Origin of the sequence: Bacillus sp. BB51/4 (assembly GCF_008368845.1) — a bacterium.
GTDB classification, from domain to species: domain Bacteria; phylum Bacillota; class Bacilli; order Bacillales; family Bacillaceae_G; genus Bacillus_A; species Bacillus_A wiedmannii.
Window position 1 is genome coordinate 1 of sequence record NZ_QOSC01000006.1, and the last position, 23,758, is coordinate 23,758.

Below are 23,758 nucleotides of genomic sequence, written 5' to 3' on the forward strand. Positions count from 1 at the left end.
GGGCCGACTGGGCCAACTGGACCTTCTGGCTTAGGACTTCCAGCAGGATTGTATGCCTTTAACTCAGCTACAGTTTCTTTGGCTCTTGGGATTAATGATCCAGTACCATTTAATACCGTTGGATCTCAGTTTGGTACGGCAATTTCTCAAATGGATGCCGATACTTTCGTAATTAGTGAAACTGGCTTCTATAAAATTACTGTTATTGCTTATACAGCGGCAGTAAGTTTATTAGGAAGTCTTGGGATTCAAGTTAATGGAGTTAATGTACCGGGTGCGGGCACAAGCTTAATTTCACTTGGAGCTCCTATCGTTATCCAAGCCATTACACAAATTACTACAACACCATCACTCGTTGAAGCAGTTGTTACAGGAATTGGATTATCGCTAGCTCTTGGTACAAGTGCATCAATTATCATTGAGAAAATCGCTTAATTTTGTACGTAGCAGTAAGACTGATATCAGTTTTACTGCTTTTTCATTGTTAAATTCAATCATTAAATCTTTCTTTTCTACATAGTCATAATGTTGTATGACATTCCGCAGGAGGCACTTATATGGAAAACAAATCAGCTGTCCAGCTTTATCTCGAGTTATTAAAGAAAACAATTTTATTTGAAATATGGTTAGAATACGAACCATACTTACCTGCTTCGCTACATATATCTAAAGAGCTATCATATGAACCAGTTACAGTTCCACTTCCTTTATTTCTTAAGCAATACGTAGAAAATCACAATTTGAAAATCGTTGATCCTAACGTTTCACAAAGTGAGCGTCAAGGTGGCAAGGATTGGCCAAGAGCAGCACACAGTATGGTTGGTCGAAAACGTATGAATCAATTGCATGAGGCGATGGAAGCTGTTGTAAGGGAAAATATAGAAGGTGATTTTATTGAAACGGGTGTATGGCGCGGAGGATCTTGCATTTTTATGAATGGTTTTTTACAAGCAAACAACATTACGGATCGTACTGTGTGGGTTGCCGATTCGTTTGAAGGTCTGCCAGCACCTAACTTAGAACAATATCCGAAAGATTACGGTGATTATTTGCACACATTCGATTACTTACGAGTTTCTTTAGAAACAGTGCAAGAAAACTTTAGAAAATACGATTTATTAAATGATCAGGTGAAATTTTTAAAGGGTTGGTTTAAAGATACATTACCTTCAGCACCGATAGAAAAAATTGCAATCGCTCGCCTTGATGGTGATATGTATGAATCAACGATGGATAGTCTTGTAAACTTATACGATAAAGTTTCAACAGGCGGCTATATTATTATTGATGATTACGGATTGGTAACATGCGCAGAGGCTGTAACAGATTTCAGAAATGAAAGAAACTTAAAAGCTCCTATTACTAAGATTGATGATTTCGGTATTTATTGGCGAAAAGAATAGAATACAATTTTATTTTTTGAGGGGTTCTATTACACTACTTATTCATAAGAACTAATTGTGTAAAGTTCCCCTCACTATAAATGATTAACTTATATATACAATAGAAATCCCCTACTTTACTACAAGGACGGAGTGAATGTATGAACGAAAACGAGAAAAAAATCACATTAATTCCACCCCCAGAACTCGTTCAATATGTAGGTGGTAATTTTGAAGAAGTTGGAAAAGAATTTATGCAGTATTTTATTGAAATTGGCAATTTAAAATCAAATGAAACAGTGTTAGATGTAGGCTGTGGCATTGGCCGAATGGCGGTTCCATTAATGAATTATTTAAGCGATGAAGGTACTTATTATGGCTTTGACTTATTCAATACGGGAATTACATGGTGCAAAAATAACATTTCTACACGCCGTAACAATTTCCATTTTGAACATGTCGATATATATAATCAATTCTACAATCCCGATGGAAAAGAAGATGCTTCCCAATACAAGTTTCCATATGAAGATGAATCATTCGATTTTATTTTTTTAACGTCTGTATTTACCCATCTCCTTCCGAAAGAATTAGAACATTACGTATGCGAGATTGCACGAGTTCTGAAAAAAGATGGGAGATGTTTTATTACTTTCTTTTTAATTAACCCTGAATCATCCTATTACTTAAATGCAGGACTAAGTACGTTAGGTTTTTATCATCAAATTGACAATTGTTATGTTCTAAATAAAGATATCCCTAATTTCGCAGTTGCCTATCCTGAGGAAGATATTCGTGCCCTATTAAATAAACATGGGCTAGAAATACAGTCCCCCCCTCATTATGGTTCATGGTGTAGCAGAACTGAACACACAAGTTATCAAGATATTATTCTTACACAAAAAACTTCTGAAAGGTAGTTGTATATGAATAATATAAAAAATCCGCCTCTCGTTTCTATCCTTATTCCCACCTATAATCGACCACATTATTTTAAAATTGCTTTAGAAAGTGCATTAGCGCAAACGTATTCAAATATTGAAATTATTGTAGGGGACGATAGTACAAATAATGAAACAGAAAAATTAATATACAGACATTATTTACATAAGCATAAACATATAACATACATTCGAAATGCCTCTACTCTAGGACAATTTCATAACGCCCTCATGCTCTTAGAACAGTCAAATGGAGAGTACATAAATTTCTTAATGGACGATGATACATTTTATAATAATAAAATCGAAAAAATGATGTTTCATTTTCAACAAGACTTAAATAAGAATCTCGCGCTTATCACATCCTATCGCACTTGGATTGATGATAATGGAGATATAATTGAACAACATCCCTCCATGAAAAAATTATATGATGAAGATACTCTACTAAATGGGAAAGATTTTGGAAACCGTATGCTTCTAGCAGGACAAAATATTATCGGTGAGCCTACAATCGTACTCTTTAGAAAAAGCCTATTAACGGAACCTTTCGGCACTTTAAATGGCAGAAAATATGGTTGTAGTGTTGATATGGCCTCTTGGATAAGTTTACTTTCAAAAGGCGATGCGATGTATATAACTGAGCCCTTAAGTTCATTCCGTCTTCATACTGGACAGCAAGTACGTCACAAATTCCTTGAGGGCTGTGAAGATTTTTCTCAGCTCGTTTTAACCTCGAAAAAGTATGGTTTCTTACAAGACGCCAAATATTATAAAAAAGGTTTGATAAGAGCTTACGGATGGTATAAAAATGCGACCAAATTTTACGATCTATTTCCAAACCTCATTCCAGATAAAAATACACATGCACGACTTTCTTATTGTTTAAATATCATTACAAAAGAGCTCCGTGCAATATAGTCCATCACAAGGGAGGAGCTATTCCTTCCTCGTGATGTATGACTTCCTACAAATAGTGGAATAAATGTATGAATAGTCTGCTTGTATATTATTTTTTTCATGACATGATCCATTATACTTACTAGGCGATAGAAAGGAATACATACATTGAAAGATCCAAATTCTCAATATCAAATAGACTACGTATTACTATTCATCTTATTTGCCATTGGGACTGTTAGTTGCTTTGCAATTGCAAGTGCACAAGCCTCTTTACCACCATTTTTGCAAAATGTAAATTTTGTATTAAAGCAAATCCAATGGTACTTCATTGGATTTATAGCCATCGGTTTTATTATGATTATCGATTTCGATCGTTATCAAAAAATTGCTTGGTATTTATATAGCTTTGCATTGGTACTACTAATTGGACTAGAACTTCAAGTACCAGGTGCCGTTACAATAAAAGGTGCGACCGCTTGGTACAGGCTTCCAGGCATCGGAAATTTCCAGCCTTCTGAAATTATGAAATTGTTTTTAATTATCGTCACCGGACGAATTATAGCAAATCACAATGAGAAATATTTTTTCCGAACAATACACGACGATTTTTTATTACTCGGAAAAATATGTGCAACAAGTTTGCCACCCCTACTACTTGTTGCAAAGGAACCTGATTTAGGAAACACAATGGTAATTTCAGCTATGCTCGCAGCAATGATACTAGTTTCTGGTATACGTTGGCGTTTTATTTTCGGATTAGTTTCTGGTATTTTTGTAGCTGGCGTTACATTAACGTATATTTTTTTTACTCATACAAAATTCTTTAAAGCACACATTTTACAAGAATATCAACTAAATCGCTTCTACGGCTGGTTAGCGCCATACAAATATGATGCGCAAGGCTATCAATTAAGACAAGCTTTCTTAGCTACTGGATCAGGGGAAATGCAAGGAAAAGGTTGGGAAAATGGACAAGTATACTTTCCAGAACCACATACAGATTTTATTTTCACCAATGTCGCTGAGCAATTCGGCTTCTTAGGTGCAAGTGTCATTATTTCACTTTTTTTCCTACTTATTTTCCGCATGATTCATATCGCTTTAGAAAGTAATGACCCTTTCGGTAGTTACATCTGTGCTGGTACAATCGGAATGTTTACCTTTCAAGTATTTCAAAATATCGGGATGACCATCGGATTACTACCTATTACAGGAATTACATTACCCCTTATGAGCTACGGAGGAAGTTCCTTACTCACATACATGATAGCGATTGGATTCGTTTTAAATGTTCGCTCAAGAACGAAAATCTTTATGTTTAAATGACGAGCAAAAACAGTATATTTTTATCTCTATCCTTTTTTAGATATACTAATGAAAAATATGGTGGAGGTTTAAATATGAAATTTGACATTATAGGGGATATTCATGGATGCTTTCAAGAGTTTCAAGATTTAACGACGAAACTCGGATACAACTGGAATAGTGACCTGCCGTTTCACCCTGACCAACGTAAGCTTGCTTTTGTTGGTGATATTACAGATCGCGGCCCTCATTCATTACGTATGATTGAAATTGTATGGGAACTTGTCATAAATAAAAAAGTAGCTTATTACGCTCCGGGAAATCACTGTAATAAACTATACCGTTTTTTCCTTGGGCGTAATGTGACAATCGCTCATGGACTCGAAACAACTGTTGCCGAATATGAAGCACTGCCTTCTCATAAACAAAACATTATAAAAGAAAAATTCATCACACTTTATGAGCAATCCCCTTTATATCACGTACTCGATGAGAAAAGGTTAATTGTATGTCACGCTGGAATTCGGCAAGATTACATAGGAAGACAAGATAAAAAAGTACAGACCTTTGTATTATATGGCGATATTACAGGAGAAAAACATGCTGACGGCTCTCCTGTCCGTCGCGACTGGGCACAAGAATATAAAGGAAAAGCTTGGATTGTATATGGACATACACCCGTTAAAGAACCTCGCTTCGTAAATCATACAGTCAATATTGACACTGGCGCTGTATTTGGTGGCAAACTAACCGGACTACGTTATCCTGAGATGGAGACCGTTTCCGTCCCTTCCTCCCTGTCTTTTGTCCATGAGAAATTCCGCCCAATTTCATAACGACCCTTATTTAGATATCATTCACAAATTACGAGGATTACCGTATCATTTAGGAGGCTCTCCTATAAAAACTAGGTAAAGTAATTAAAAAAAGATGCAATAAAGTGCATCTTTTTTTAATTACACGGCATATACTGTCGCAGGAGGTGACAGAATGAAGAAAAAATCTTTTAAACAAAAAAGAAAATGCCCGCCTTTTTATCTGCCCATGTACGGAATTAACAACTGGTGCAGCATTCGAGCTGCAGCTTTAGAAGAACTGGACGGACAAGGGGCTTCCCCCAAAAACAAAGCTAAACCAAAATATGTCTCTTTAGAAAATGCTGTAATGAGCCGCATAATCGATAATAGAAAAACAAAGATGCAGCAAAAAAATAAACCTCTCTCTACTCACACTGAACAGGTTGTGCCTTCTGAGCAAACAGAGAAAAATACAGAAGAAGACATCCCTGTAGCAATAAATAAAAAAGCAGAATCAGAAATTCCAGCTGCTATTATAAATCAAGTGAAAAAAATAAGAGAAGCATTAGCACCATCCAATGATATACAAACAGAAAAAACGATCATAATTCAAACTCCTACACCTGAAAATACAAAAGTAAAAAAAGGGGGACGATATGCACATGCAGAGGGGCTTCACTCTAATGCAGAGGGTACAGCTTCACATGCAGAAGGACTTCTTACACACGCAAAAGCTTCTTTCTCTCATGCGGAAGGATCAAAAACGAAAGCAACTGGACATAGTTCCCATAGTGAAGGAAGTGAAACGACAGCAGGTGGCTCTTATTCTCATGCGGAAGGTAAACATACAATTGCTTTAGGCGAAGCAGCACATGCAGAAGGAACCGCGACTATCGCTAACGGATTCTCTTCTCATGCGGAAGGTAATCATACATCAACAGCTCATTTTGCAGGTAGCCATATTATGGGGCGCTTCGGCACAGCAGAAGAATCTTATTCTTGGTTTATTGCAAACGGCACAAATGAAACCGATCATAATATCGGTGCAAAGTGGCTTGCTCATAATGGGGAAATGTATATTGATGGCGCTTCTTACAATGCAAGTGGAACTGATTTTGCACAAATGTTTGAAACAACAGACAATCATTTTATTGATGTAGGTTATTTCGTTACATTTAGTAGCGAAGAAAAAATTCGGATCGCTACTTCAAACGATTCATTCATTTTAGGAATATCTAGTGCAACCCCCGCCCTTATAGGAAATAGCGGTGCTTTAAGTTGGCAAAAACGCTATAAAACAGATAACTTTGGAAAACGCCAATATGTACGTACGGAATCGCAAGACATACAACCTCTTTTAAATACAGAATGGGATCCAACTTGCAAATATATAGCAAGAAAAGATCGTACCGAGTGGCTTCCTGTCGGGTTAATTGGACAAATGTTAGTACGCGATGACGGTACTTGCGAAACGCATGGATATTGTCGTCCAAATAACGATGGCATTGCTACAAAATCCGAAAGTGGCTTTTTCGTTATAAAGCGCACGGGTGAAAATCAAATTTTAATATTATTCCGCTAAGAAAAAAGGGAACAAAATTCTTCGTTACATAAGAATTTTGTTCCCTTTTTAAGTATGCCTTAATACCTCTTCCATATCGCTTGGAATCGTTGTAGTGAAAGACATTTCCTTCTCTAAAATAGGATGATAAAACGTCAAAGATGTACTATGAAGTGCTTGACGTTTTATCACATCTCTTCTTCCTCCATATAAATCATCACCAAGTAACGGATGGCCTATATGAGCCATATGTACACGAATTTGATGCGTTCTTCCGGTCTCAAGCTCAAGTGATACATGCGTCTTATGATTGGCGCTATCCATCACTCTAAAATGAGTAACTGCTCTTTGCCCATTTTCACAAACGGTTCGCTCAATAATGCTATCCGATTTTCGTCCAATCGGTGCATCAATCGTTCCTTCTCGTTCTATCATCTCACCGTGAACAATTGCTTCATATGTCCTTTTCACAGCTTTTTGTTGATGCTGTTTCGATAAAAGATGATGCACGAAACGATTTTTTGCAATAAGCATAAGCCCTGAAGTATCACGATCTAATCTTGTTACGATATGCACCGTACTTGCAAGATGCTGCTTATCATAATGAGATAAGAGCGCATTCGCAACACTACCTGCCGGATGTTCTCTAGACGGAATCGTTGACATGTTCGCCTCTTTGTTTATGACAAGAACCGCATCATCTTCATATACAATACATAAAGGGATATCTTCTTTAATCATCCCTTCACTTCTTTCTTCCACTGGAAAAAAGACACGTAATTCTTCACCAGCTTGCAACTGATGACGAACACTGGCATGTTGATTATTTACTTCAATAGCTCCGCCGCGAAATTTTATATCCGTTAAGGCGGCTTTAGAAATCCCTTTTGTTTTTAAAAATTCTCTAACTAAAGTTCCCTCTTCAGCCGATTCTATATCCCATTTCAATGTAAATCTGTTCAAATATATAAACCCTTTCTATTTATCTGCAACAAACGAGTCACGAACTCGTTTCCAGAACGGGAACGGACGGAAACGAACAAATCGTACTTTCTCGTTTGCAACGCGATACTGGATTGATTTCACATCTTGATGAACCATCGTTAAATGGTCCACCGTAATTTGTAAGTTCATTCCTGCAGCCGGCTTCAACACACATGTATGATGCTTCGGCAATACGAGTGGCGAGCCTACAGTACGAAACACACGGTTATTAATAGATGCCATTTCTGCAATTTGAATCGCTTCAATAGAAGGGTGAATAATCGCTCCGCCAAGCGCCTTATTATACGCAGTACTTCCCGAAGGAGTAGAAATACAAAGGCCATCCCCGCGGAACGTTTCAAAGTACTCTCCGCGTATTTCCACTTCTGTTACTAATGTACCTTCCGCACTTTTAACAGTTGCTTCATTCATCGCCAAATACTGTGACTCTTTACTCCCATTCACATAGCGAATAATCACTTCTAAAAGCGGATATTCCACCACTTGGAATGGTGTTTTAGCAATTGCAATTACTAATTTCTCTACTTCTGTCGGTAACCAATCTGCATAGAAACCTAAATGCCCTGTATGTACACCAACAAATGCTGTTTCATCCAATCGATTATAATAACGATGAAATGCATATAAAAGCGTTCCATCTCCCCCAACAGAAATTACAATATCGGGTTCCTTTTCATCCATTATAAATCCAAAATCTAGCAAGTATTCTTTCATCGTGCTTGCCAGTGTATCTGATGATTGATCTCCCTTTGACATAATTGTAAATTTCATCGCCCAACACCCTTTAGTTTATGATTCGGAATCTTTCGTTTCTTGTTTTCTTGAAAAAGCTTTCTGCGCTTCTTGAATCTCAAGACGAATAGAAGACATTTCTTCATCTAATAAAAACGCCGCTTCCGCTGCGCGTTGCAAGCGTATTTTAATATCTTCAGGAAAACGTCCACTATATTTATAATTTAAAGAATGCTCAATTGTTGCCCAAAAATTCATTGCTAACGTGCGTATTTGGATTTCTACCAATACTTTTTTTTCTCCCTGAATCGTTTGAACGGGGTAACTAATGACAACGTGATAAGAGCGATAGCCGCTATCTTTCTTTTGCGTGACATAATCACGTTCTTCCACGATTTCAAAGTCATTTCGTTTTCGAAGATATTCTACAACAGGCTTAATCTCATCAACAAATTGACACATCATTCGAAGGCCCGCGATGTCTTGCATATCTTCTCTCAGCCGGTCTAACGGTACATTTCTCTTCTCCGCTTTATCAATAATACTAGCAACCGACTTTACCCTTCCTGTTACAAACTCAATTGGAGAATGCTCTGTTAACATTGCAAATTGAGTACGCATTCCTTTTAGTTTCACTTTCAGCTCTGCCACCGCTTGATGGTAAGGTGCTAAAAATTCTTCCCAATTTCGATTCATTTCAACCACCACCAAAATCAATCCATTTGCTTATAGAAATACTTTTTCTACAGCAGTTACTAGTTCTTCTCCGTAATTTGCATTACCTTCAATATTTTCAACTAAATATTCTACTTCTTCTTTTAAATTTTCTAATTCCATTTCAACGTCGTTCACACGAACGAACATTACTATATCGTTATTCATCGCTTCATGCATTGATTCCCAGCATGTGTGCGGAATACTTACATAAATGAAAGATGATTCGTTTTCTAAAATATATAAAAATGATAAATTGTCTGAGTCTACAAGTACGTGATTACGCGCACTTAGCTCCTTTACCTCTATTTCATTATTTTCCGCACAAAAAATAAGCGCATTCTCTCTCTTTTCTACGCTCTTAACTTGAATTTTATTTTGCATGCTCTAACTCCTCCATCTCAACTTCCTGTCTTACTTAACAGTATTATTGTATCATAACATGGACGCAAACAAATAAAACATTGAACCAAATTTATGAAAAAGCGATAATGTGTAAAGAATTATTTTTTAAAAGGAGCGCACATACAATGACACAAGAAATTGAAATTGAATTTAAAAATATTGTTACAGAAGAAGAATTCGATACATTATGTAAATCATTCTCTATTGAGGTATTTACGAAACAGGTGAATCACTACTTTGAAACACCGGGCTTCTCGTTAAAAGAAGCTGGCTCTGCACTTCGTATTCGTCATAAAGGAGAAACTTATACATTAACATTGAAACAACCTGCAGAAGTCGGCTTGTTAGAAACGCATCAAATCGTAACAGAAGACGAAGCAAGAATGATGATGAAAACAAACGTAATCATTCCAGGGGCTGTAATGGATCAACTACACAAATTACAAATTCCTGTTTCCACTTTAACTTATATGGGTAGTTTAACAACTGAAAGAGCCGAAACACTATTTGAAGGTGGAACGCTTGTCTTTGATCATAGTTTCTATTACAATCACGATGATTATGAAATTGAATTTGAAGTGCAAGATGAAGAAACAGGAAAAGCTGCGTTTATTCATTTATTAAAACAGCACGACATACCAATACGTCATACAAATAATAAAGTAAAACGCTTTTTCCTTGCCAAACAAAACAAAGCACGCTAAAGTGAAAATTCCACTAGTGAATACGTTCTACTAGTGGATATATCTCACTTTTTAAAAGGAAAAGATTCTTTTACATTTGAAAAATAAGCAAAGAACGTTATGAAGGCTGTTTATTTGCCCTCTGGAACATTCCATTGCTACAATAGATATACATTTCATGGAAAAAGGAGTTTATAAAGGATGAGCAAGCAACCGATGACACCATTTGAAGCAATTGGCGGTGAACAATGCATTGCAATATTAGTAGACACGTTTTATTCCTATGTCAGTAAACACCCTGACCTATCTCCCATCTTCCCAGATGATTTAACAGAAACCGCTAGGAAGCAGAAACAATTTTTAACGCAATATTTAGGTGGTCCTAATTTGTACACTGAAGAACATGGTCACCCTATGTTAAGAGCACGCCATCTTCCGTTTGAGATTACTCCAAAACGAGCAGAGGCTTGGCTATCATGTATGGAGCAAGCAATGGATGACACAGGAGTGCACGGTCATATAAGAGAGTTCGTTTTTGAACGTTTAGCGTTAACTGCTCAGCATATGGTTAATACTCCAAACGAAACAGGTGAAGTGTAATGGATAAGCAGGAAGCAACGCATATAAATATGCCATCTCCTTCCGCATGTGAGCATAAGTCTGTAGAAGCATATTTATTTATTGATCCACTTTGTAAAGATTGCTGGGAAATTGAGCCCTTTATTATTAAACTATGGCTTGAATACGGGAAATACTTCTCTATTCGTCATATCGTAACTGGAAAAGTGGACGGAACGAACGCTTCCTCACACAAATGGAATAAACCTGCTAATATTCGATTTGTGTGGGAAAAGACAACAAGTTTACAAGGTTTTTCATGTGATGGAAAGGTACATATGCAAGAAGCATCGTCAACACCATATTTAGTTTCGATGGCAATTAAGGCAGCGGAGTTACAGGGCCGAAAAGCAGGTTCGAAGTTTTTGCGAAAACTCCAAGAATACATTTTCCTTGAAAATGTATCAAACCCTGACTGTGAATTATTACTTGCATGTGCAAGAGATAGCGATATTGATGTAGAAGAATTTAAAAAAGACCTACATTCCGCTAGCGCAAAAAAAGCTTTCCAATGTGACTTAAAATTTACAAATGAGATGCATATTACAGAAATACCTTCTCTCGTATTCTTTCATGCGAATTCAGATGAAGAAGGTATTAAAATCGCTGGAACTTATTCCTACGACGTATACGTACAATTATTGAAAGAACTTGTAAAATGTGAAATTGAGCCAGAACCATTACCACCTTTAGAAGTGTTACTAGAAGCAACGCAATTTATATCTTCAAAAGAAGTAGCATTTATATATGACTGCTCGCAGCAAGAGATCGAGCGTGAACTGAAAAAATTACAACTGAAACGAAAAGTACAAATGATTGACGTAAAATGTGAGCGTTATTGGAAATGGATAGCAAAAGAAAAAGACCTGGTGTAAAACACCAGGTCTTCTTCTTTACGGCTTATAAAAATATTAAAGGGGATGGGAGAAATTTTCACGTTCAAACAAAGGGGTATATGTTTGTATGTGAATTCGTTCACGCTTATTATATTACAAGATTCGACGTCAGATGACAACCCCTTTTGTCGAATTTCACACTTTTGTCACATTCTAAACGTTTTCATTTCTGAATAAGCTATAAAAAAGCTATTTTGGAGGTGTTCTGTATGAAAAAAACGTATATTTTACTTATCTTACTAGCTGTCATCGTTTCTTTTTTCTTGTACATCCTCTCTCTACTACAAGCTTTTCCTAAAATTATTGCCTTCCCTCTTTTATTTGGAGTCATTGTCATCGCTCTCTCTTATTTCAACCATAAAAAACGATTTAAAGGTTTTAACTACAAAAATCACCTGTAAAAATGCCTTCTAATTTAGAAAAAAGAAAGAAATTCACCTTATTTTTTCGACAAATATCGACAAAAATATTTAAAACAAAAAAAGACGAGGTAAATTCCTCGTCTTTACAATTAATTCTCTTCAAATAATAGTGCTTCTAATTCATTTAATTTCTCTTCAAATACTTGTAGCGCTTCTTTTACCGGTTCTGGAGATGCCATATCTACTCCAGCTTTTTTCAGCACTTCAATTGGATAATCTGAGCTTCCTGCTTTTAAGAACTCATTAATGTAACGTTCTACTGCTGGTTGCCCCTCTTCTAAAATTTGTTTAGATAAAGCCGTTGCTGCACTAAATCCTGTTGCGTATTGGTATACGTAATAGTTGTAGTAGAAGTGCGGAATACGAGACCACTCTAAACCAATTTCTTCATCGATTACTAAAGCATCACCGAAATATTTCTTATTTAAATCATAGTAGATCTCCGTTAACATGTCTGGCGTAACCGCATGTCCTTCTTGTACTTTCTTATGAATAATATGCTCAAACTCTGCGAACATCGTTTGACGGAATACAGTACCACGGAATCCTTCTAAATAATGATTTAATAAGTATAGACGCTCTTTCTTATCTTCTGTCGTTTTTAATAAATAATCGTTTAGAAGTGCTTCATTACAAGTTGATGCTACTTCCGCAACGAAGATTGAATAATCACCGTATACGTGCGGCTGCGTCTTTCTTGTATAGTAACTATGCACGGAATGACCGAACTCATGAGCAAGTGTATATAAATTATTTACATTATCATGCCAGTTCATTAAAATATACGGATTTGTTCCATAGGCACCAGATGAATATGCTCCGCTTCGCTTTCCTTTATTCTCATACACATCTACCCAGCGATTTTCATATGCTTCTTTTAAAATGTCAACATACTCATCACCAAGTACGTTTAAAGACTTTAATAACATGTCTTGTGCTTCTTCATACTTCACGTTCATTTTCACTTCTGGTACAAGTGGTGTATATAAATCATACATATGAAGCTCATCAAGTCCTAGTGCACGCTTACGAATATCAATGTAACGATGTAGCAAGTGTAAATTATCATTTACAGATTCAACAAGTTGATCATACACCGCTTCAGGAATATTATTATTACTTAATGCCGCTTGACGTGCAGAATCGTATTTACGAACACGCGCATTGAAATTATTACGTTTCACAGCTCCGCTTAACGTGCTTGCAAATGTGTTCTTATATTTCCCGTACGTTTCATATACAGCTTTGAATGCATCTTCGCGCACACGACGATCATCACTTTCTAAAAACTGAATGTAACGACCATGTGTAATTTCCACTTCTTCTCCATCCTCACCTTTAATAGATGGGAATTTCAAATCCGCATTATTCAACATACCAAATGTATTACTTGACGCACTCATTACTTCAGATGCTTCTGCTAATAGAGCCTCTTCCGCTTCAGATAATACGTGCGGGCGTTGACGCGTAATTTCTTCTAATGCATGTTCATATACACTTAAGTCTCTATTTTCTGTCAAGAATGTTTGCAGTGTATCTTCTGCAATCGATAAAATTTCAGGCACAATATATGCTGTGCTACTAGATACTTGTGAATATAAATTTGTTGCGCGGTCATTTAACGCTTGATACACAGAGTTTGTTGTATCTTGATCGTAACGCATATGTGCATATGTATATAGCTTACCTAATCGCATTGAAATTTCGTCTTCATATTGCAATGCCTCAAGCAAATTGTCCGCAGAGTCACCAAGTTTCCCTTTAAATTCAGTTAACTTCGGTAATAGCCCTTTAATAGCTTGGAATTCTTTTTCCCATTCTGCATCTGTTTGGAAAATATCTTCTAATCGCCATGTGTTTGATTCTTCAATCTCACTGCGATTTGGTAATGTTTTTGTTGTGTTTTGTTCAGACATCCTTTAAGCCCTCCTTTAAATATCTCTACTTACATACAATTCGATTTTTCTTATGTAATTCCTTCACGATCAGTCTTTATTATATCCCCTTTTCCTTCTCTCATGTTGTACTTTGCCTCAAATAAAGATAAGGCATACGTTAAGCAAATTTCATCATATTTTATAACTTCCTCCTCTGTTTTTAACATAACTACTTCTCTTTTTTTCCGGTACTTATAAGTCCCTACTTTCTGCAATACACCTGCATAACATAAAAATGTCATATATTCAGCAACTGCTACTTTCCATATATGCCGTGAAAAGTACGGGAGCATGCGCCTTTTCGTATACGTTTTCACATAACTACATACATATTGAAGAGAAATACAATCCCCTACCGTAAGCTCACCTATACACTTTATATATAGAAAAGCTTGCCATATAAATGGATTTGTTTGAAAAGCAAATGAGGACGGGAGTGGCACACCGATTTCAGAAGGAAAATTCGCTGGGGTACATTTACATTGATATAAAAGGCGTAATAGTGACTTATGATTGTAATTCCAAATCTGCAGAGCATTTTGCCGAAAATAGCTCTTTCGCTTTTTCCATTCCTCACCTAATGTTTCTTTTCGGAAAGAGACGGGAGAAAAGAGCATTTCAAAAGTAGTCGTTTCAGTTGGTAAATAGATAATATGTGAGAAAGAGACGCTTGTAGAAAATGAAGTGAGAAACGCGCATTTCATAAATGATTTTTGTTTCGAACAGAAGAAAATAAGAAATGGCTGAGGATAAGATTGTAAGGAGAAAGCCATAAGTGAGGAGAATTTCATCCAATATGCTGATTGCCTCTTCAATTGATTTCCACCAATGATCCAAATGACCTGTATACCAGCTCGCCAATACGAATAGGTTCGTTTGTACAGCTGCTCTATAGAGAGATTGGCGCATTGGTATTCAATCGCAATTGTTCTCCCTGCTCTCTCTATGAAAATATCTGGTCGTTGCTGAATTTCTGGAAGATAGTGCTCTATATACACAGGAAAGTTTTGACGTTTGAACCACCTATATAACAATTCTTTACCGTGCATATGATACATAGATTCTGCTTCATAAAAGGCAAGACACGCGTCCATTTTCTTATGAGCAAAATGCCAACTTTTTTGTTTCCCTAATTTCATTTGCACTTCCTTCCCGCAAGCTATGCAAAAGAAGCTTTCCATTTTACGCATACGATGTAAAAGCTCTTCATCATGATGATAGAGTAGATGAATTTTTTCTCCATTTTCTCTTTTGGCGATAAACATCGGAATCACACCCTTTCAGCTCCTTATATTCTACAATTTATTACAAATTCCTTTTAAAAAAGAGATGTCCCAATTTCGGACATCTCTTTTTATAATAAAGGTGATAATAATCGATACGTCGATTCAACAATTCGTCTATGAAGACGCCTTTTATGAAAACGATCGACATGAATTTCACTTGATTCTTCTATATCCTCTTTATAATCTTGAACAAGTTTTCGAATGCTGTCTGTATCATATAAAAAGGCATTTACTTCAAAGTTCAAATGAAAACTTCTCATATCCATATTAGCAGTCCCAATTGAAGCTAAATCAGAATCGACAATGACAACTTTACTATGAAGAAAGCCTTTTTCGTATTCATATATCTTTACCCCTGCATCTAATAGCTCTGGGAAGTACGATCTCGATGCGTAAAAGACGGTGCGCTTATCAGGCTTACTCGGCATTAACAAACGGACATCAATACCAGCAAGTGCAGCTACCTTTAATGCGGATAAAATATCATCATCTGGAATGAAATACGGCGTCGCAATCCAAATTGATTTCCGTGCAGATGAAATCATGGCAAAGTATAAATGTTTAATTGTTTCCCATTTATTATCTGGTCCACCTGCAACGAGCTGTACGCCTCCCCAATGATCACCCTCAACTGCTTTCGCTTGTAAATATTCAGGGGCCAGCACAGCCTCACCAGTCATATAAAACCAATCTTGAAGGAAAATAAGTTGCAAGCTTTGAACAGCTTCACCACGCAAATATAAATGCGTGTCTCGCCAAAAACCGAAATATTTATCCTTCCCTAAATATTCATCACCAATATTTAATCCACCGACAAATCCTTCATTTCCATCAATAATAACGATTTTCCGGTGGTTTCGATAATTAATCTTATCGTTTAAAATCGGAAAGCGCACAGGGAAAAACGGAATCATTTCTACTCCTGCATCATTCAATTCTTCAATATATGAATTCGATAATCTAAAACTTCCAACCGCATCATATAAAAAACGAACGACAACACCTTCTTTTGATTTCTGTATTAAAATATCTTTAATTTCTGTTCCAAGCTTATCATCACGCACAATGTAATATTCCATATGAATGTGGTGTTTCGCTCGTTTTAATCCATCTAAAATGGCCTGAAACGTTTCATCTCCATTTGTTAATGTTCTCGTTTCAGTTTGAAATGAAATATTTAAAGCGCCTAAGCGGTCCGCTAAACGAAATAACAGCTCTTGGTGCTTATGATTGCGCAAAATCCGTTCTTCGTAATCTTCATGCCCTTTATATTGTAAAAATGCTTGTTCATCGAGCAACGCCTTCTTTTGGAACATTCTCTTCCTCCGAAAGTTCTGTCCAAATAATAAATAAGCGAAGAATCCAAATACCGGAAAAATACCTAACACAATGAGCCATGTAAGTGTTTTAGACGGATGACGGTTCTCTAAGAAAATAACGCAGCCAATTAAAAATGCAGATACCGTAAATAAAATACTAATAATACCTAAAATCGAAACATCTTTTATACCAATTACATCCGAATAAAATGCTACATCAATAAACATACGTAACGAAACAAATAACGCGAACAATAGTAAAACAAAGAAAATCAACTTTAACGTATTTTTCATCTCTTACCTCCTTACTAAGAAAGCTTTCCTATTCTTCATATAAAAAGCCGATTTCATACTACAGAAATCGGCCTACGTTTTAGCAGGAAAATTATTGCGAATTGTTTCAAGCGCATGCTCTTTCACAATTTGTTTCCCATACTCACTTACACGATGAATTGTTAAAGTTGATTCTTCTCCGTATTCTAAAACAATACTTAAAATACGATCAATTTCTTCTTCATCATGTAGCACTTCATCGAATTCCACATATACATAATAGCGGTTCTCAAATGAATACAGCTCATCTTTTATATCTTCAAAGATAAGACGGTGGCTTAATGAAATGACATCTTCAAAATCATTAAATTTAATTAAAAATCCAAACGTACCATCTTCGTTAAAGTTTGTTCCTGCTTGTTTCTCTACCTCTTCCACTAATTCTTGCTGGAATAATGATTCAATGCCTTCATCTAGAGGAATGTCTATAATTTTATCTACACCTATTGGTAGTTCTAGCTTTTGTCCATCCTTTGAAAGCTCTGCTTTCGTTACAAGTACTTCAATCCCTTTATCGACTGCTTGCACTTGAATCCATAACGGTCCATCAATAAAGAAATCATCATGATCACGAGCTTCGTCCATCATCTCCCAAAAGAGCTCTTCACTTCGTTCGCGGTCATACCAAATTTCTTCACGATTAAACCCTCTATCCTCTATATCAATGTACGTAATAAAAAATTTCATCGTATGGTCATTAATTCTTTCAATATCCAAAATACAACTCTCCCTTCCTGCTTAGAATTGTTATGAAGGGATTCCCCACTCATATGACAAATCAATAGATTCTTGTACTCTCATTTTATGATAAGATTCTCCAGAATGGAAATAAAATCGATTTATTTTACAAAAATAGTTATATGCCTATCTTTATTCGACCATCTACACAAATATATCATTATAGCGATTTCTCACTCATGAAAAATTTGGACATACATTTCCACCCTCCCCCGTACACTGTAATAAAGTGAAACTTTTATTAGAGAAGATTATTTAGTCTCTCTCTTCACCACATACATACAGTTCGCTTATTAAAACATCATAAATGGAGGCAGACGAATGGACTTAGAGTTTTTAACATCTGTACTAATGATTGTCGGTATCGATGTTGTATTAGGTGGTGACAACGCAATCGTCATCGCACTAGCTAGCCGAAATTTACCTGAATCGAAACGAAATAAAGCCATTTTGATTGGTACTCTTTTAGCAATCGTACTAAGAATTATCCTTACTATACTAGCTGTCTATTTACTCGACATTCCATTTCTACAACTTATCGGGGGCGTTTTACTTACATTAATTGCAGTAAATTTACTAACTGATAATAGCAACGATCTTTCTGCTATTCAGGGGAAAACAACTTTATTTCAAGCTGTGCGTACAATTGTATTCGCGGATCTCGTTATGGGGTTTGACAACGTTATTGCCATTGCAGGTGCAGCTCACGGAAGATTTTTACTCGTAATAATCGGCTTACTCATTTCTATCCCGATTATTATTTGGGGCAGCAAACTTATTTTAATACTTATGGAACGCTTTCCATTCCTCATTTATTGCGGAGCAGCGATTCTCGCCTATACAGCAGGAAAAATGGTTACACATGAAGACAGGCTTGCAACGTTCTTTCATAATAATCCAAATTTCACCACAAGCATGCCTTTCTTATTCATTTTCACTGTTCTATGCATCGGTATTATCGTGCAACAAGTTCGATTACGAAATGTGAAACATTAAAAAAAACCTTCTACTATATAATAGGTAGAAGGTTTTCATGTTATTATAATTAATTTACAAGACGCTGTGCTTCACGTAATTGAAACGTTCTTACTGTACGTGGTAAGAAACGGCGGATTTCGTCTTCATTGTAACCTACTTGAAGGCGCTTCTCGTCAATCATAATTGGACGACGTAAAATCCCTGGATAGTCACGAATCATCTTATATAAATCTTGAAGTGGTAAAGACTCTAAGTTTACATTTAATTCTTGGAAAACTTTCGAACGAGTAGAAATAATCTCATCCGTTCCGCTTTCTGTCATACGTAAAATCTCTTTAATTTCCTCAATCGTTAATGGATCTGAGAAAATATTACGTTCTGTATAAGGAATATGATTTTCCTCTAGCCATAATTTCGCCTTTCTACAAGACGTACAGCTTGGAGAACTATATAATGTTACCATACAAAGCTCACTCTCCTTAAAGAGTACAAATTCTGTACTAATTACAGTTTAAATTTCTAAATTCAGCAATTTTTTACGATACCTTGTCTTATAACAAAGTGCAAAAAATCTCATTTCATGTAAGCAACAACTTTGAGCAAACAACAATTACTTTTAATAAGTAACTTCTATAATCATTATACAATAGATTTTGCAAGAAATATACAGTAAATTTCCTTCTAATTGAGAAAACTCTTCCGTGTATTCCACTGCTATGTAACATGATCAAACTCACTTCAGCTGTAATTTAACAATAACCTTCAACCCTCTTAATACTGGCTTGTCATAGATTTTTCATGTGATATACAGTTATTTCCCCATAATCTTCTCTATGAAAAAGAGAACGTTTTCTTACCTTTTCTTCATAAATCAATTAAGAAATGTAAGACTATAAAAGTGAGAATCAAAAGGAACACTTGTTCTTATTTTAACAAACATCCTCATCCATGTCTATACGATTTCTAAAATAAATCAATTATTTTTCTGACATTTCTTTCTTTTTTATCTTTTATCTCATACAATAAACATACAGACAGGCAAAGGGGGAATTTGCAAATGATTGCTTTTTTTATTGATTTTGTCACTGTTGCTGCCCTCATCATCGGAATCACAGCATTGATTGGTGTCATTACAAATAGCATTGGTGAAAAACTCTTTGGCGGAAAAGAAAAAATGAAGTTTGTTAATAAAAGCTTGGATGTCCAATCCGGCTGGAACCAAGTTGGCGGGAAAGGTATTTATAAGAAACGTACGTATTAAAAAAAGCAGGCGGTTAGCCTGCTTTTTTTATTTTTCTACAGATGCCCACTTAAAGCTTAATTCGCCGCCATATTTGTGGATATATACATCTTTAATTGTTTCTCTTTCTAATATAGATCTACCTCGTTGGAATACTGGTGCAATTGCTGCATCCTCAAATAAGATTTTTTCCGCTTTTAACAGGTCATTCCAACGTCCTTTTACATCTGAACCTTCTTGCTTTGCCTTTTTAATAAGGCCATCATACTGGGCATTAGAATAACTCATTTTATTTTGTGAACCATCTGTTATAAACATATCAAGGAATGTGATTGCATCAGGGAAATCAGGTCCCCATCCAGTAAATGAAATATCAAACTGTCCACTATCTTCAAGTTTTAATTTTTGTGCAAATGGTTGCATCTTAATCGTTACTGTTAGACCTGGTAAATTCTTTTCTAATTCTCCCTTTACATACTCACCAATTTTCTTAGATTCTTCATTATCAAAGTTTAAAAATTCTAGTTCTATTTTATCCTTACCTAATTCTTTCTTTCCTGCTTCCCAGAATTTTTTAGCTTCCTTCACATCTACTTTTGAAAGTTTTCCATTTTCTTTTCTGAAATCCTGCTTATCTGGTCCCTTAACAAAATCAGATGGTACTAAACCATAAGCTCCCTTAGAACCATTGTTTAAAATAACCTCACCAATACCATCTCGATCGTATGCACTAGAAATAGCCTTACGAATATTTTTGTTAGCTAACGCTGGATTTTTTTGATTAAAACGCAAGAAGAACACAGTTGGATCATTAATTGTTTTAAAATCTTTTTGCCCTTTATACTTATCAACTAATTCCGCTGATAAACCAACTCTGTCAATCGCATTCGTATTATATAAATTAACAGCTGCTCCTGTATCTTTTACAACATTAAAATTAACTTCTTCTAATTTCACTTCTTTTTGATCCCAATAACCTGGATTTTTCTTTAGTTGGAAACTTTGTTCATGCTTCCATTCATTTAATACAAATGGACCGTTATACAACGTTGTATTTGCTTCCAAACCAAATTTTTCTCCCTGTTCTTTCATATACTTCTCATTTAATGGGAAAAATAGTGGATACACCGTTAAATCAAGAAAATATGGAACTGGGTTATCCAATTCAACTTCTAATGTATAATCATCTATCGCTTTTACACCTAATTGATCCGGTGATAGCTCTCTTTTATTAATTTTCTCTGCATTTTTCACATCTAACATAATATATCCTGATTTCGCTGCCGTATCCGGGTTAACAGCTCTTTGCCATGCATATACAAAATCTTTTGCTGTTACAGGATCACCATTCGACCATTTAGCGTCTTCACGCAATTTAAATGTATATTTTTTACCATCTTCAGATTTCGTATGAGATTTCGCTACACCTGGAACTAACTTATCGCCTTTCCCAAGTCGATATAGCCCTTCCATTGTATTATTCATAACTTTTGAAGAAGCAGCATCCGAGGCAAGTGTTGTATCCATTGTCGGAATTTCAGACACTTCTGTCAGATTAATAACTTGCTTCGCACCGCTTTTCCCGCTATCCCCTTTTGCGTTCGCTTGCGGTTCATCTTTTTGATAGCTACATGCCCCTAACATCATGCTCATTGCTACTGTTGATGCTACAAAAACTGGTATCTTTTTTTTCATACTTCCACCCTCCAAAAAATGTTAGCCCTTTCATTTCCAAACAGAAAGAAATATATATATGTTCTAATAATTCATATTATACACACAAATATATTTTTTGTATATTTATATTTCTATTTTATTAAAATTTTCTGTTAAAAAATGTATCCATGTAAACGTTTTATATTACTATTTCCCCTCGCTAAAGTGTCGATAATAACTATTTTTATATTTTTCTAAATTATCAGAGAAAAATAAATTTTATATTTCATAATATTTTGTGCATAATTATCCTTCTCTTTTTAACATAAAATTGCAGGCCCTTCATATTAAAAATATGTAGGCTCAAATGGGTGCAAAGGATAAGAAAGTATGTTACGATACACCTTGCTAAAAATAGATATCGGTAAAGAGGGGACGGACATGACAGCAATTCAGGCAAAAAACGGGCCAACAGAGAAATTAAGTTTATTCTTATTAACATGGCCTATTTTTCTAGAAGTTTTTCTATTTATGTTAATGGGGATCGCTGATACTTTCATGTTAAGTGCATTATCAGACGATGCTGTATCTGGGGTTGGTGCAGCGAATCAATATCTCCATATCGCTATTTTGGTACTAGAAGTCATCGGGAACGGCGCAGCTATCGTCGTATCTCAATACCTCGGTTCCAAACGTTTTATGGAAGCATCTAAAATATCAGCTTTAGCCGTCACATTAAATTTAGTGGTCGGACTCGTTATAAGCGCTGGTTTTCTTTTATTTTCAAAACATATGATGATGGCAATGAACTTACAAGGCGATGTACTCATGTATGCACAAAACTATTTATCCATCGTCGGGGGAGCTATTTTCCTTCAAGCTATTATTAATTCATTAGCCGCAATTATCCGCGTACACGGCTTCACAAAGCAAGCGATGTTTATTTCACTTGGAATGAATATTATTCATATCGCTGGAAACTATGTACTCATTTTCGGGAAATTTGGTTTCCCAGAACTCGGTGTACAAGGGGCTGCCATTTCTTCTGCTGTCAGCAGATTAATCGCTCTTATCGTTTTCTTCTGGTTACTGTACCGCGTTATGGAATACCGTGTGAAAATACAATATTACTTCACCTTATCAAAAGAATACATCGGGAAAATTTTAAAAATCGGGATTCCCTCTGCATTTGAGCAAGTTATGTATCAAGCTTGCCAAATTGTCTTTCTGTATTATGCAACGTACTTAGGAACGGAATCATTAGCGGCTAGACAATACGCTACGAATATTTCTATGTTCACTTATTTATTCGCTATTGCAATCGGTATGGGAACAGCAATTATTATCGGGCGCCTCGTTGGCGGTGGTGAAAAAGATGAAGCATATGAACGCGTATGGAAAAGTGTGAAATGGGCAATTGGCGTCACTTTATGTATGGTCGCTCTCGTTATTACATTCCGCACACAATTAATGGGACTATTTACAGATAATCCGCACATTATTACATTAGGTGCATCAGTTCTTTTACTAAGTATACTACTTGAAACGGGACGCACGATGAACATCGTTATTATCAATTCACTTCGTGCAGCTGGTGATGCAAAATATCCTGTTTTAATCGGCGCATTCTCTATGGTGTTAATGAGTTTACCACTCGGTTATTTTTTCGCCTTCCATTTAGATATGGGGCTCGTTGGTATTTGGCTAGCCATTGCTATCGATGAATGGACACGTGCCATTATTATGTTCTTCCGCTGGAAAAGTAGAGCGTGGGAGCGTTATGCACTTGTTAAACCTGAAGAAAAAGAAGAGATTGTTTCTGTTCAGGCGCAATAATACTCGTTTGATTAAGGTGTAGTCTTTAGTAAATGAAACTTATATGAGCGATGCTTTAAATAAATCGACTT

General features: G+C 35.9%; 23 protein-coding genes and 1 pseudogene. 14 read left to right on the top strand and 10 right to left on the bottom strand.

Features of this window, described 5'->3' with window-relative positions:
* From bclA to DN392_RS06010, 7 genes and pseudogenes are all read left to right on the top strand, one after another.
* Positions 1-435 (top strand): annotated as a pseudogene (gene bclA / locus DN392_RS05980) (collagen-like exosporium glycoprotein BclA); the annotation flags it as partial.
* A 122-nt stretch (positions 436-557) separates the two neighbouring features.
* On the top strand, positions 558-1,403 hold the full coding sequence (locus DN392_RS05985) for a TylF/MycF family methyltransferase (RefSeq protein ID WP_064471075.1): 846 nt from the start codon (positions 558-560) through the stop codon (positions 1,401-1,403).
* Positions 1,404-1,543: 140 nt separating this feature from the next.
* Complete coding sequence (locus DN392_RS05990; RefSeq protein ID WP_048567031.1) at positions 1,544-2,302, top strand: class I SAM-dependent methyltransferase; 759 nt, start codon at positions 1,544-1,546, stop codon at positions 2,300-2,302.
* A gap of 6 nt (positions 2,303-2,308) precedes the next feature.
* The gene (locus DN392_RS05995) at positions 2,309-3,244 is read left to right on the top strand and encodes a glycosyltransferase family 2 protein (RefSeq protein ID WP_001059627.1); all 936 of its coding nucleotides are present in this window, start codon (positions 2,309-2,311) and stop codon (positions 3,242-3,244) included.
* A 147-nt stretch (positions 3,245-3,391) separates the two neighbouring features.
* Complete coding sequence (locus tag DN392_RS06000) at positions 3,392-4,552, top strand: FtsW/RodA/SpoVE family cell cycle protein (RefSeq protein WP_000654711.1); 1,161 nt, start codon at positions 3,392-3,394, stop codon at positions 4,550-4,552.
* A gap of 74 nt (positions 4,553-4,626) precedes the next feature.
* On the top strand, positions 4,627-5,367 hold the full coding sequence (prpE, locus tag DN392_RS06005) for a bis(5'-nucleosyl)-tetraphosphatase PrpE (protein ID WP_000667005.1): 741 nt from the start codon (positions 4,627-4,629) through the stop codon (positions 5,365-5,367).
* 154 nt (positions 5,368-5,521) lie between these two features.
* Positions 5,522-6,910, top strand: a complete 1,389-nt coding sequence (locus DN392_RS06010) for a peptidase G2 autoproteolytic cleavage domain-containing protein (RefSeq protein WP_000730329.1) — start codon at positions 5,522-5,524, stop codon at positions 6,908-6,910.
* Positions 6,911-6,958: 48 nt separating this feature from the next.
* On the opposite strand, the gene DN392_RS06015 is transcribed toward DN392_RS06010, so the two are convergent.
* Genes DN392_RS06015 through DN392_RS06030 form a run of 4 tightly spaced genes read right to left on the bottom strand, consistent with a single transcriptional unit; the run spans position 6,959 to position 9,724 of the window.
* Positions 6,959-7,852, bottom strand: coding sequence for an RluA family pseudouridine synthase (locus DN392_RS06015; RefSeq protein WP_001079117.1), 894 nt, complete (start codon positions 7,850-7,852; stop codon positions 6,959-6,961).
* 15 nt (positions 7,853-7,867) lie between these two features.
* Positions 7,868-8,665, bottom strand: a complete 798-nt coding sequence (locus DN392_RS06020; protein ID WP_000673190.1) for an NAD kinase — start codon at positions 8,663-8,665, stop codon at positions 7,868-7,870.
* An 18-nt stretch (positions 8,666-8,683) separates the two neighbouring features.
* Positions 8,684-9,322: a GTP diphosphokinase gene (gene yjbM / locus DN392_RS06025; protein WP_001081480.1), complete on the bottom strand. Its 639-nt coding sequence runs from the start codon at positions 9,320-9,322 to the stop codon at positions 8,684-8,686.
* 30 nt (positions 9,323-9,352) lie between these two features.
* The gene (locus DN392_RS06030) at positions 9,353-9,724 is read right to left on the bottom strand and encodes a UPF0738 family protein (RefSeq protein WP_001179998.1); all 372 of its coding nucleotides are present in this window, start codon (positions 9,722-9,724) and stop codon (positions 9,353-9,355) included.
* Positions 9,725-9,870: 146 nt separating this feature from the next.
* On the opposite strand from DN392_RS06030, the gene DN392_RS06035 reads away from it, so the two are divergent.
* From DN392_RS06035 to DN392_RS06050, 4 genes are all read left to right on the top strand, one after another.
* The gene (locus tag DN392_RS06035) at positions 9,871-10,449 is read left to right on the top strand and encodes a CYTH domain-containing protein (RefSeq protein WP_000191103.1); all 579 of its coding nucleotides are present in this window, start codon (positions 9,871-9,873) and stop codon (positions 10,447-10,449) included.
* A 180-nt stretch (positions 10,450-10,629) separates the two neighbouring features.
* Complete coding sequence (locus DN392_RS06040) at positions 10,630-11,028, top strand: globin domain-containing protein (RefSeq protein WP_000043382.1); 399 nt, start codon at positions 10,630-10,632, stop codon at positions 11,026-11,028.
* Complete coding sequence (locus DN392_RS06045) at positions 11,028-11,921, top strand: ClpXP adapter SpxH family protein (RefSeq protein ID WP_000360672.1); 894 nt, start codon at positions 11,028-11,030, stop codon at positions 11,919-11,921. The genes DN392_RS06040 and DN392_RS06045 overlap by 1 nt, the downstream gene beginning before the upstream one ends.
* Before the next feature lie 230 nt (positions 11,922-12,151).
* Complete coding sequence (locus DN392_RS06050; protein ID WP_002108703.1) at positions 12,152-12,343, top strand: hypothetical protein; 192 nt, start codon at positions 12,152-12,154, stop codon at positions 12,341-12,343.
* A 110-nt stretch (positions 12,344-12,453) separates the two neighbouring features.
* Here DN392_RS06050 and pepF read toward each other — a convergent pair whose 3' ends face one another.
* From pepF to mecA, 4 genes are all read right to left on the bottom strand, one after another.
* On the bottom strand, positions 12,454-14,280 hold the full coding sequence (gene pepF, locus DN392_RS06055) for an oligoendopeptidase F (RefSeq protein ID WP_000003404.1): 1,827 nt from the start codon (positions 14,278-14,280) through the stop codon (positions 12,454-12,456).
* A 50-nt stretch (positions 14,281-14,330) separates the two neighbouring features.
* Entirely contained in the window at positions 14,331-15,575 is a 1,245-nt protein-coding gene (locus DN392_RS06060) for a competence protein CoiA (protein WP_071743001.1), read from the bottom strand.
* An 80-nt stretch (positions 15,576-15,655) separates the two neighbouring features.
* A complete protein-coding gene (locus tag DN392_RS06065; RefSeq protein ID WP_000799209.1) occupies positions 15,656-17,200 on the bottom strand; it encodes a cardiolipin synthase in 1,545 nt (514 codons plus the stop codon).
* Between the two features lie 72 nt (positions 17,201-17,272).
* Complete coding sequence (gene mecA, locus DN392_RS06070) at positions 17,273-17,956, bottom strand: adaptor protein MecA (RefSeq protein ID WP_000350721.1); 684 nt, start codon at positions 17,954-17,956, stop codon at positions 17,273-17,275.
* A 342-nt stretch (positions 17,957-18,298) separates the two neighbouring features.
* Here mecA and DN392_RS06075 point away from each other — a divergent pair, with 342 nt between their 5' ends.
* Positions 18,299-18,973 (top strand): TerC family protein, encoded by a 675-nt coding sequence (locus DN392_RS06075; protein ID WP_000362605.1) that lies wholly within the window; start codon positions 18,299-18,301, stop codon positions 18,971-18,973.
* 49 nt (positions 18,974-19,022) lie between these two features.
* On the opposite strand, the gene spx is transcribed toward DN392_RS06075, so the two are convergent.
* The gene (gene spx, locus DN392_RS06080; RefSeq protein WP_000258267.1) at positions 19,023-19,418 is read right to left on the bottom strand and encodes a transcriptional regulator Spx; all 396 of its coding nucleotides are present in this window, start codon (positions 19,416-19,418) and stop codon (positions 19,023-19,025) included.
* Between the two features lie 594 nt (positions 19,419-20,012).
* Between spx and DN392_RS06085 the strand changes: the two genes are divergently transcribed.
* Positions 20,013-20,216: a hypothetical protein gene (locus DN392_RS06085; RefSeq protein ID WP_000559978.1), complete on the top strand. Its 204-nt coding sequence runs from the start codon at positions 20,013-20,015 to the stop codon at positions 20,214-20,216.
* Between the two features lie 27 nt (positions 20,217-20,243).
* On the opposite strand, the gene DN392_RS06090 is transcribed toward DN392_RS06085, so the two are convergent.
* Complete coding sequence (locus tag DN392_RS06090; protein WP_000727246.1) at positions 20,244-21,890, bottom strand: peptide ABC transporter substrate-binding protein; 1,647 nt, start codon at positions 21,888-21,890, stop codon at positions 20,244-20,246.
* 351 nt (positions 21,891-22,241) lie between these two features.
* Here DN392_RS06090 and DN392_RS06095 point away from each other — a divergent pair, with 351 nt between their 5' ends.
* Positions 22,242-23,687, top strand: coding sequence for an MATE family efflux transporter (locus DN392_RS06095; protein ID WP_002108704.1), 1,446 nt, complete (start codon positions 22,242-22,244; stop codon positions 23,685-23,687).
* Positions 23,688-23,758 lie beyond the last annotated feature (71 nt).